Origin of the sequence: Pseudomonas sp. (assembly GCF_030150285.1) — a bacterium.
Lineage (GTDB): Bacteria > Pseudomonadota > Gammaproteobacteria > Pseudomonadales > Pseudomonadaceae > Aquipseudomonas.
In genome coordinates, this window is record NZ_JASLGE010000044.1 from 1 (window position 1) to 9,283 (window position 9,283).

Annotated in this window: 11 protein-coding genes and 1 other RNA gene; 4 read left to right on the plus strand and 8 right to left on the minus strand. The window is 56.1% G+C overall.

What is annotated here, in order from left to right; translation table 11 throughout:
* Both rnpB and rsmI read right to left on the minus strand, forming a co-directional pair.
* An RNA gene (gene rnpB, locus Q1W15_RS10995) (RNase P RNA component class A) lies at positions 1-134 on the minus strand; the annotation flags it as partial.
* A gap of 140 nt (positions 135-274) precedes the next feature.
* Positions 275-1,129 (minus strand): 16S rRNA (cytidine(1402)-2'-O)-methyltransferase, encoded by an 855-nt coding sequence (gene rsmI, locus Q1W15_RS11000; protein WP_300727799.1) that lies wholly within the window; start codon positions 1,127-1,129, stop codon positions 275-277.
* Between the two features lie 233 nt (positions 1,130-1,362).
* Between rsmI and Q1W15_RS11005 the strand changes: the two genes are divergently transcribed.
* The 4 genes from Q1W15_RS11005 (at position 1,363) to Q1W15_RS11020 (ending at position 4,811) form a co-directional block, all read left to right on the plus strand.
* Complete coding sequence (locus Q1W15_RS11005; RefSeq protein ID WP_300727770.1) at positions 1,363-3,141, plus strand: penicillin-binding protein activator; 1,779 nt, start codon at positions 1,363-1,365, stop codon at positions 3,139-3,141.
* Positions 3,141-3,503: a YraN family protein gene (locus tag Q1W15_RS11010; protein ID WP_300727773.1), complete on the plus strand. Its 363-nt coding sequence runs from the start codon at positions 3,141-3,143 to the stop codon at positions 3,501-3,503. The genes Q1W15_RS11005 and Q1W15_RS11010 overlap by 1 nt, the downstream gene beginning before the upstream one ends.
* A 136-nt stretch (positions 3,504-3,639) precedes the next feature.
* Entirely contained in the window at positions 3,640-4,233 is a 594-nt protein-coding gene (locus Q1W15_RS11015) for a phosphoheptose isomerase (RefSeq protein ID WP_300727776.1), read from the plus strand.
* On the plus strand, positions 4,230-4,811 hold the full coding sequence (locus Q1W15_RS11020; RefSeq protein ID WP_300727779.1) for a BON domain-containing protein: 582 nt from the start codon (positions 4,230-4,232) through the stop codon (positions 4,809-4,811). The genes Q1W15_RS11015 and Q1W15_RS11020 overlap by 4 nt, the downstream gene beginning before the upstream one ends.
* A 54-nt stretch (positions 4,812-4,865) precedes the next feature.
* On the opposite strand, the gene Q1W15_RS11025 is transcribed toward Q1W15_RS11020, so the two are convergent.
* The 6 genes from Q1W15_RS11025 to rpsI form a co-directional block, all read right to left on the minus strand.
* The gene (locus Q1W15_RS11025; RefSeq protein ID WP_300727781.1) at positions 4,866-5,297 is read right to left on the minus strand and encodes a ClpXP protease specificity-enhancing factor; all 432 of its coding nucleotides are present in this window, start codon (positions 5,295-5,297) and stop codon (positions 4,866-4,868) included.
* 17 nt (positions 5,298-5,314) lie between these two features.
* Positions 5,315-5,932, minus strand: coding sequence for a glutathione S-transferase N-terminal domain-containing protein (locus tag Q1W15_RS11030; RefSeq protein ID WP_300727784.1), 618 nt, complete (start codon positions 5,930-5,932; stop codon positions 5,315-5,317).
* 185 nt (positions 5,933-6,117) lie between these two features.
* A complete protein-coding gene (locus tag Q1W15_RS11035; protein ID WP_300727787.1) occupies positions 6,118-6,897 on the minus strand; it encodes a cytochrome c1 in 780 nt (259 codons plus the stop codon).
* Positions 6,897-8,108, minus strand: a complete 1,212-nt coding sequence (locus tag Q1W15_RS11040; RefSeq protein ID WP_300727790.1) for a cytochrome bc complex cytochrome b subunit — start codon at positions 8,106-8,108, stop codon at positions 6,897-6,899. The genes Q1W15_RS11035 and Q1W15_RS11040 overlap by 1 nt, the downstream gene beginning before the upstream one ends.
* A complete protein-coding gene (gene petA / locus Q1W15_RS11045; RefSeq protein WP_300727793.1) occupies positions 8,108-8,701 on the minus strand; it encodes a ubiquinol-cytochrome c reductase iron-sulfur subunit in 594 nt (197 codons plus the stop codon). Before petA ends, Q1W15_RS11040 begins: the two co-directional genes overlap by 1 nt.
* Before the next feature lie 255 nt (positions 8,702-8,956).
* Positions 8,957-9,283, minus strand: a 327-nt coding sequence (rpsI, locus tag Q1W15_RS11050) for a 30S ribosomal protein S9 (RefSeq protein ID WP_300727796.1), incomplete at its 5' end; no start/stop codon positions are given.

The window sequence follows — 9,283 nt, forward strand, 5'->3', positions numbered from 1 at the left end:
TAGGCGGTTATTTTCTGTGGCACTTTCCGTAGGCTCACGCCTCCCAGGCATTACCTGGCACTTCGCCCTATGGAGCCCGGACTTTCCTCCCCCCCCTAATTTTCATAGAGGGCAGCGACTGTCCAATCGACTCTCCGCCGCAAAGGTTAACTGTACAGAGCGTATAGAACAAGCGCTAAAAGCCCGATCCACCTTAGATTTATCTGTCACATGGCCTTTGGCTACAGGTTTGAATAACAAATAAGTAGCAAAGTGCTATCAGTCACCCGAGCAGTTAATCAACTTTCTGCTTTTCAAGTGCCACTTGGTACAACACGTTTTTGCGCTCGCCGGTTATTTCAGCGGCGAGAGCCGCCGCACGCTTGAGTGGCATTTCTTTAAGCAACAAATCAAGGATGCGCATGGCTTCGCTGCTAACTGCGCCTTCTGTTTCCGGTGCCGTCCAACCTGCAACCAGCACAACACACTCCCCGCGCTGCTGATTACTGTCACTTTCTACAAACGCTCGCAACTCGGATAACGGCAAACCTTTAAGTGTCTCAAAGGTTTTAGTTAGCTCACGCGCCAACAAAGCCGGGCGCTCCGGGCCAAAAACCAACTCCAGATCCTGCAGGCACTCCAGAATACGATGAGGCGCTTCGTAAAAGATCAGCGTACGCGATTCTTCCTTCAGCAGCTCCAGTCGCGAGCGACGCCCGACCGCCTTGGCCGGCAGGAAGCCTTCAAAGATAAAGCGGTCCGAAGGCAAACCGGCCGCCGACAAGGCAGCGATCAACGCACAGGCTCCCGGCACCGGTATCACCCTGACCCCTGCCGCTCTCGCCTGACGTACAAGGTGATAGCCCGGATCGGAAATCAACGGCGTCCCGGCATCGGAGATCAACGCAACATCCTCACCGGCCAGCAAACGCTGAATAAAGCGGCTGCCTTCATCGCGCTCGTTATGTTCGTGACAAGCACCCAGCGGCGTCGAAATGCCGAAATGTTGCAGCAAACGCAGGGAATGACGCGTGTCTTCGGCCGCGATCAGCGAGACCTCTCGCAACACTTTGAGCGCACGCGCACTGATGTCATCCAGGTTACCGATGGGAGTCGCCACCACAAAAAGCGAGCCGGCAACGGAATTCAAAGCCCCTGGAACAGTCAAAGCGCACACCTCAAAAGAGTCAAAGAACGCATTGTAACGCGTAGCACCCTCCTGAACGCACCTTCAGACGCACCACAAAACGCTTTCAGGAAAACTTTCTCCGCCGCAATGCGCATAACTCATCTAAATTTAGGGTTTATCACCAGTAACATCGCGCCCCGGCCAGCGCTTGGGTACACTCCGCCACCTATTTGATCGAGTATCAGGAACACTACATGATCGCTTGCCTGCGGCTGTTCACTGCCCTTTGCCTCGCTGCCTTGCTGGGTGCCTGCGCCAGCTCGCCCTCATCCAGCCTTGGCGAACTCCCACGAACTCCCGATGCCAGCCTTGAACAGCTGCTGCAACAGGCAAACGAGAGTAACAATGCGCAAAAAGCCGCCTTGCTGCGCCTGTCCGCTGCTGACCTGGCCATGCGCCAACGCGCTACCGACCGCGCAGCGCAGATCCTGGCTCAGGTCCCCCTGGATCAGCTCAAGCCCGCGCAACAGGCCTTGGCCAGCATTCTGGCTGCTGAACTGGCCATGAGCCGCAATGACCCCAAAGCCGCATTGAACGCCCTGAATCACCCAAGCCTGGCACGCCTCGGTGAAATGCCCACCGACTTGCAAGTGCGCGGCCACACCGTGCACGCCACTGCGTTTGAAGCAGACGGCCAGACGCTGGCCGCAGCTCGCGAACGCGCAGCAATGATTCCTGATTTGACCGGCGACGCCGCCTACAACAACAACGAAGCTATCTGGACACTGGTTGCAGCATTGCCCAACGATCAACTGCAGGCTGCCAACAATGACCTGCTGGGTGGCTGGATGTCCTTGGCTCTGGCCGTCAAGAGCGCAGGGACCGTGCAGGATCAACAAAACGCCATCGACCAGTGGCGCGCTCAAAACCCTGCCCACCCGGCAGCTATCCAACTGCCCAGCCCTCTGATCAAACTCAAGGAACTGGCCAGCCAGCCTTTGAACAAAATTGCCTTGCTGCTTCCCCAAAGCGGGCAACTGGCCTCGGTCAGCAAAGCACTGCGCGATGGCTTCATGGCTGCCTACTACCAGGCCCAACAATCCGGGCAAAACCCGCCGAGCATCCAGTTTTATGACAGCTCGCGCCTGACTTCTCTGGACGATTTCTACCGCCAGGCGCAAGCCGATGGCGTGCAGTTAGTGGTCGGCCCGCTGGAAAAGAACCTGGTCAAACAACTCAACGCCCGTTCGCAGTTGCCAATCACCACGCTCGCCCTTAACTACAGCGACAGCGCTCAAGGCCCTTCTCAGCTCTTTCAGTTTGGCCTGGCAGCAGAAGACGAAGCCCGCGAAGTGGCCCGTCGTGCTCGTGCAGACGGCCTGACGCGTGCAGGTGCCATGGTTCCCAAAGGCGAATGGGGCGAGCGCGTGCTCAATGCATTTCGCCAAGAATGGGTTGCCCATGGCGGCAGCATCGTCGGCATCGAATACATCGACAAACCGGTAGCCCTGGCTCAGCAAGTGGCTGATTTGGTGCAACTGCGCAACGCCAGCAGTGCAAGCCCGGGGCAACCCTCGCGCCGCCAGGACATGGAGTTCATCTTCCTGGCCGCAACCCCCCAGCAAGCCCAGCAGATCAAACCGACGTTGACCTATCAGTACGCAGGCGACCTGCCGGTGTATGCAACCTCCCACGTTTTCAGCGCCAGCGGCGATCAGAACCAGTACAAGGACATGAGCGGTATCCGCTTTTGCGAAACACCTTGGTTGCTCGACACGGCCAACCCCCTTCGCCAACAAGTCGCTGCGCAATGGCCGCAAGCTGGCGGCAGCTTGGGCCGCCTGTACGCCATGGGGATTGATGCGTTCCACCTGACGCCACGCCTGGGTCAATTGAAAGCCTTGCCCGATAGCCGCATAGATGGCGTGTCAGGCAGTCTCAGCATGAGCCCGACACAACATGTCGAACGCCAACTGCCGTGGGCGGAGTTCGTGAATGGCCAGGTTCAACGCCTCCCGGACACGCCCAACTGATGGCTGAACGCTCACGCCAGGAAACTGGCAAAGCTGCCGAGCGCTCGGCGCTACGGCATCTTGAGCAACACGGCTTGCGCTTGCTGGCCAAGAATTGGCTGTGCAAGCGCGGCGAGCTGGATCTGGTCATGCTGGACGGCGATACAGTAGTATTTGTTGAAGTTCGCTACAGACAACATGCGCAATGCGGTGGCGCACTGGCCAGTATTGATGCACGCAAGCGCCAAAAGCTGATACTTGCAGCGCAGTACTTTTTACAACGTGAATCACACTGGGCGAACCACCCATGCCGATTCGATGTTGTAGCCCTGGACAGCGCAACACCTCACTTGAACTGGCTACGGAACGCCTTTGACAGCTAATGCACTGACAGGCTGACTCCAACACCCTTCATTAAACGATTTTGCTTTGCTTTGCGGGCTGCACATTTTTGTGCCGGGAAGTCATTCAGGGATCCTGAAGCACACCCGACCAGCCGCCCTAATTAAGGTCACATAGATGGACATGCAATCCCGGATTCGCCAGCTTTTTCAAGCCAGCATCGACACCAAGCAGCAGGCGATGGAAGTGCTTGCCCCTCACATCGAGCAAGCCAGCCAAGTAATGGTCAATGCACTGCTCAATGAAGGCAAAATGCTTTCGTGCGGCAATGGTGGATCAGCGGGCGATGCCCAGCACTTTTCATCCGAGTTGCTCAATCGCTTTGAACGAGAGCGCCCAAGCCTGCCTGCCATTGCACTGACCACCGACAGTTCAACCATCACCTCGATCGCAAACGATTACAGCTTCAACGAGATTTTTTCCAAGCAGATCCGCGCACTTGGCCAACCGGGCGATGTGCTGCTGGCTATTTCGACCAGCGGTAACTCAGCCAATATCATTCAAGCGATTCAAGCAGCGCATGATCGCGAAATGATCGTCGTGGCCATGACTGGCCGCGATGGCGGGGGGATGGCCTCACTGCTGCTGCCTGAAGACGTAGAAATCCGCGTCCCCTCCTCAATCACCGCGCGCATCCAAGAAGTCCACCTGCTGTCGATCCACTGCCTGTGCGATCTGATCGACAGCCAACTGTTCGGGAGTGAAGAATGACTTTTAATCGCCTTAGCCTCGTGGCACTCACCTTGTGCCTCGGCCTGACCAGCGGCTGCAGTTCGGTGCTGACAGCCACCCGCGACACCCCTATTGAAGATGATCGCGGTACCCGCACCTTCGGCAGCAAGATCGATGACTCCCTGATCGAAACCAAAGTGGCCGTGAACGTCGCCAAAGCCAACCCAGACCTGGACTCCGGCTCGCACATCGTTGTCACCAGCTACAACGGCATCGTGTTACTGGCCGGGCAAACGCCCCGCGCCGACCTCAAGGCCCAGGCCGAACAGGCAGCCGCCGCCGTCCAGCGCGTGAAAAAGGTCAACAACGAACTGCAGGTCATGGCACCGTCATCAATCCTTGCGCGCAACAACGACGCCTGGCTGACCACCAAGATCAAAGCTCAAATGCTGACAGACAGCGCGATCCCTGGTTCACGCATCAAAATCGTGACCGAGAACGGCATCGTTTACATGCTTGGCTTGGTGACCAAGCAAGAAGCCGCGCGCGCCACCAGCCTGGTGCAAGGTGTTTCGGGCGTACAAAAAATCGTGAAACTGTTTGAGTACATCGACTGACCACACCCAGCCGTCAAGTACAAAAAAAGGCGACCCTTGGGGGTCGCCTTTTTTTTACTTCACCACTTTCAGGCTTGGCCGCCCCGAAGGTCTTGGCGGCTCAGTACCTGGTGGCGGCTCAGTACCTGGTGGCGGCCCATCATCGTCCGGCCCAACCTCATCATCGCCTTCAAGAGGCTCTTCGAGGTCAAACACCATGCCCTGGCCATTCTCGCGGGCATAAACCCCCAGAATTGCCGGAACAGGCACGAACAATGTGTGTGGCACCCCCCCAAAACGCCCTTCAAAACTGACCGCTTCATTGTCCATGTGCAAATGGCGCACGGCGCTGGGGGAAATATTCAGGACAATCTGCCCGTCACTGGCAAAACCCTCAGGCACTTGCACCTTAGGGTATTCAGAGTTAACCAGCATGTGCGGAGTGCAATCGTTATCAACAATCCACTCATAGAGCGCACGCACCAGATAAGGTCGGCTTGAATTCATCAAGGGCTCCTAAAGCCTTAGCGCATATCGCGTTCGGCAGCAGACAAACTTGCCTGGAAAGCCTCACGCGCAAACTGGCGCACCATATAGTCAAGCAGCGGCTTGGCCGGCTGCGGCAATTCAATACCCAAAATGGGCAGACGCCAGAGTATCGGCAATAGGCAGCAGTCGACCAGACTTAGCTCGTCGCTCAGGAAAAAAGCTTTGTCGGCAAATAATGCAGACACACCCGTCAGGCTTTCACGCAACTCTTTGCGCGCCAGTGCACGTGCAGGCTCTTTGGTCCGAGTATCCAGGATCAAATCCACCAGCCCGCACCAATCGCGCTGAATGCGGTGGATAAGCAGCCGGCTATTGGCTCGCGCAACCGGGTAGACCGGTAACAGGGGCGGATGAGGGTATCGCTCATCCAGGTATTCCATCACCACCGTCGATTCCCACAACGCCAAATCACGATCGATCAGGGTTGGCAGAGTGCCGTAAGGGTTCACTTCGATCAGTTTCGACGGCTGACGGCCCGCCTCCACACTGATGATCTCGGCGCTGACACCCTTCTCCGCAAGTACCATACGTACTCGATGAGAATAGTGGTCGGCGGGGTCGGAGTAACAGGCCAACCGATTGGTCACGCCCATGGCGGTCCTCCTCGCTTGTTGAAATTATCTGGAGCAGAAAAACAAGCGCGCCCAAGAACGTCTCCAGTAACACAGAATAGCCACAGAGAAGGTCCTTGGACCTTCTCTGCCAGTCATCCTGGCGTGTTACCTTTTTAGAGACACCCTTGGGCGCGCACGATTAACAGCTATGCGTGTAACGATTATCAGTGCACGTCTTTCCAGTATTCGCGCTTGAGCAGGTAAGCGAATACGAAAAAGAAAGCCAGATAGAGCAGCACGTAAGTACCGATGCGCTGATGCTCCAGCTTCACCGGGTTAGCCGAATAGGCCAGGAAGGTCACAAGATTCTTGACCTTCTCATCGAACTGCTCTTCAGTCAGCGTGCCGGTGTTGGGCAGTACTGTCAGCTGGTCGCACGCTTCATGTGTCAAAGGCGTGCCAGTAAGCGGATCATACTGCTTCTTACCGTTTTCTACGATCTGTACTTGCTTGCAACCTATCACCTGACGACCTTGCAGCGACTCCAGAACGTTCGGCATGCCGACGTTAGGGAAGACGGTGTTGTTCACACCCCAAGGCCGTGAAGGGTCCTCGTAGAACGAACGCAAGTAGCCATACAACCAGTCAGTGCCCCGCACGCGCGCCACCAGCGTCAAGTCTGGCGGTGCCGCACCGAACCAGGCCTTGGCATCATCGGCCTGCATGCCAATGTTCATGTGGTCGCCAATCTTGGCACCCGTGAACACCAGGTTATCGAGCATGACGTCATGGGGAATACCCAGGTCATCCGCTACGCGCTCGTAACGCTGGAACTTGGCACTGTGACATCCCATGCAATAGTTGCCGAAGGTGCGCGCACCGTCCTGCAAGGCCGCTTTGTCAGAGACGTCAATATCGATTTTTTCGAGCTGTGGCGCGTGATCTGCAGCAAAGGCTAACGCGGGCATCACAGCAAGCATCAATACAGCAAATAGCTTTTTCATCAGCCAGTCACCCTTTCCGGAACCGGTTTGGTCTTCTCAAGCCTGGTGTAGAACGGCATCAGAATGAAGTAGGCGAAGTACAGGAAAGTACACACCTGCGACAGCAACGTGCGCTCCGGGGTCGGTGCCAGAACACCCAAAACGCCCAGAATCACGAAGGAAATGCAGAACACCCACAGCCAGATTTTGCTCATCCAGCCTTTGTAGCGCATGGATTTCACCGGGCTTCGGTCAAGCCATGGCAACACGAACAACACGGCAATCGCAGCACCCATCGCGATAACCCCCATCAACTTGTCAGGGATCGCACGCAAGATCGCGTAGAACGGCGTGAAGTACCAGACAGGGGCAATATGCTCAGGTGTCTTGAAGGCGTTTGCCTGCTCGAAGTTCGGTTTTTCCAGGAAGTAGCCACCCATTTCCGGGAAGAAGAACACGATCGAGCAGAAGATGAACAGGAAGACTACAACGCCGACAATGTCTTTCACCGTGTAGTACGGATGGAAAGGGATGCCATCGAGCGGGATGCCGTTTTCGTCCTTGTACTTCTTGATGTCCACGCCGTCCGGGTTGTTGGACCCGACTTCGTGCAAGGCCAGAATATGCAGCACAACCAGACCCAGGATCACGATAGGCAGCGCCACTACGTGCAGGGCAAAGAAGCGGTTCAGGGTAATACCGGAAATCAGGTAGTCACCACGGATCCACTGCGTCAGGTCGTTCCCGATCACAGGAATCGCACCGAACAGCGAAATGATCACCTGAGCGCCCCAGTACGACATTTGCCCCCAAGGCAGCAAATAACCCATAAAGGCTTCAGCCATCAAGGCCAGGTAAATCATCATGCCGAACAACCAGACCAGCTCGCGGGGCTTCTGGTAGGAGCCGTACAGCAGGCCACGGAACATGTGCAGGTACACCACCACGAAGAATGCCGAAGCACCTGTTGAGTGCAAGTAACGCAAAATGGAACCGTACTCAACGTCACGCATGATGTATTCGACAGAAGCAAACGCCTCTTCCGCCGAAGGTGTGTAGCTCATGGTCAGCCACACGCCCGTTACGATCTGGTTAACCAGAACCAGCAAGGCGAGCGAGCCAAAGAAATAGAAGAAGTTGAAGTTCTTCGGGGCGTAATACTTACTGAGATGGTCTTCCCACATTTTAGTGGCAGGGAAACGGGCATCAATCCAATCCATGAACTTGCTCATTACGCGCTCTCCCCATCGAGGCCAACGACAACAATGCTGTCCGTCTCATAATAATAAGGCGGTACTGGCAGGTTCAGTGGAGCAGGTTGAGACTTGTAAACTCGGCCAGCCATGTCGTAGTGCGAACCATGACAAGGGCAGAAATAGCCACCTACCCAGTCCTTGCCCAGGTCTACAGGCGCTACTTCAGGGCGGAAAGTCGGCGAGCAACCCAAATGAGTGCAGATTCCGATCAGCAGCAGGATTTCCGGCTTGATGGAGCGCAGCTCGGGGTCCACGTAGGTAGGCTGTTCCGACTGCTTGGAATCAGGATCAGCAAGCTGCCCTTCAACCTTCTTCAGGTTTGCCAGGATCTCCTCGGTGCGACGAACAATGAACACTGGCTGCCCACGCCATTCAGCAATCATCTGCTGACCTGGCTCGACCTTTGCAATATTCACCTTGACCGGTGCGCCAGCGGCCTTTGCCTTGGCACTGGGGAACCACGACCCCACGAACGGGACCGCCGCCCCCACCGCTCCTGCAGCACCCACCACGGATGTGGCTGCCACGAGGAAGCGACGCCGACCGACATTAACGTCGACTTTGCTCATTCCGTCCTCTCCCATCAGCTTTGCGGCCTGTTAAATCAGGCATCTAGTAAGTAGCAAACTAATCTTTATAAAAATTTTGCCGAATGGTAATGAAAAGACCCCACTAAAACAAGGTAATTACCGGGAGCGACAGGCTGCAGCCCTTGCAGCGCAGGCAGTTGGCGGATGTGGCACGTTGTCACAGCAACTTTTTGGCGCCCATAAAAAAAGCCCAGCTCCGTGAGGAGGCTGGGCTTTTTTGAACGAAGCTGCGAATTAACGCTTCGAGTACTGCGGACGCTTACGCGCTTTACGCAGACCGACTTTCTTACGTTCAACTTCACGAGCATCGCGAGTTACGTAGCCTGCTTTACGCAGAGCGCTACGCAGAGTCTCGTCGTAGTCCATCAGAGCGCGAGTGATACCGTGGCGGATTGCGCCAGCTTGACCACTTACACCGCCACCGAGAACGGTAACGTAGATGTCGAATTTCTCAACAGTCTCGGTCAGTTCCAGCGGCTGACGAACTACCATGCGGGCAGTTTCGCGGCCGAAGAAGTTTTCCAGGGAGCGGTTGTTGATGGAGATGTTGCCAGTACCCGG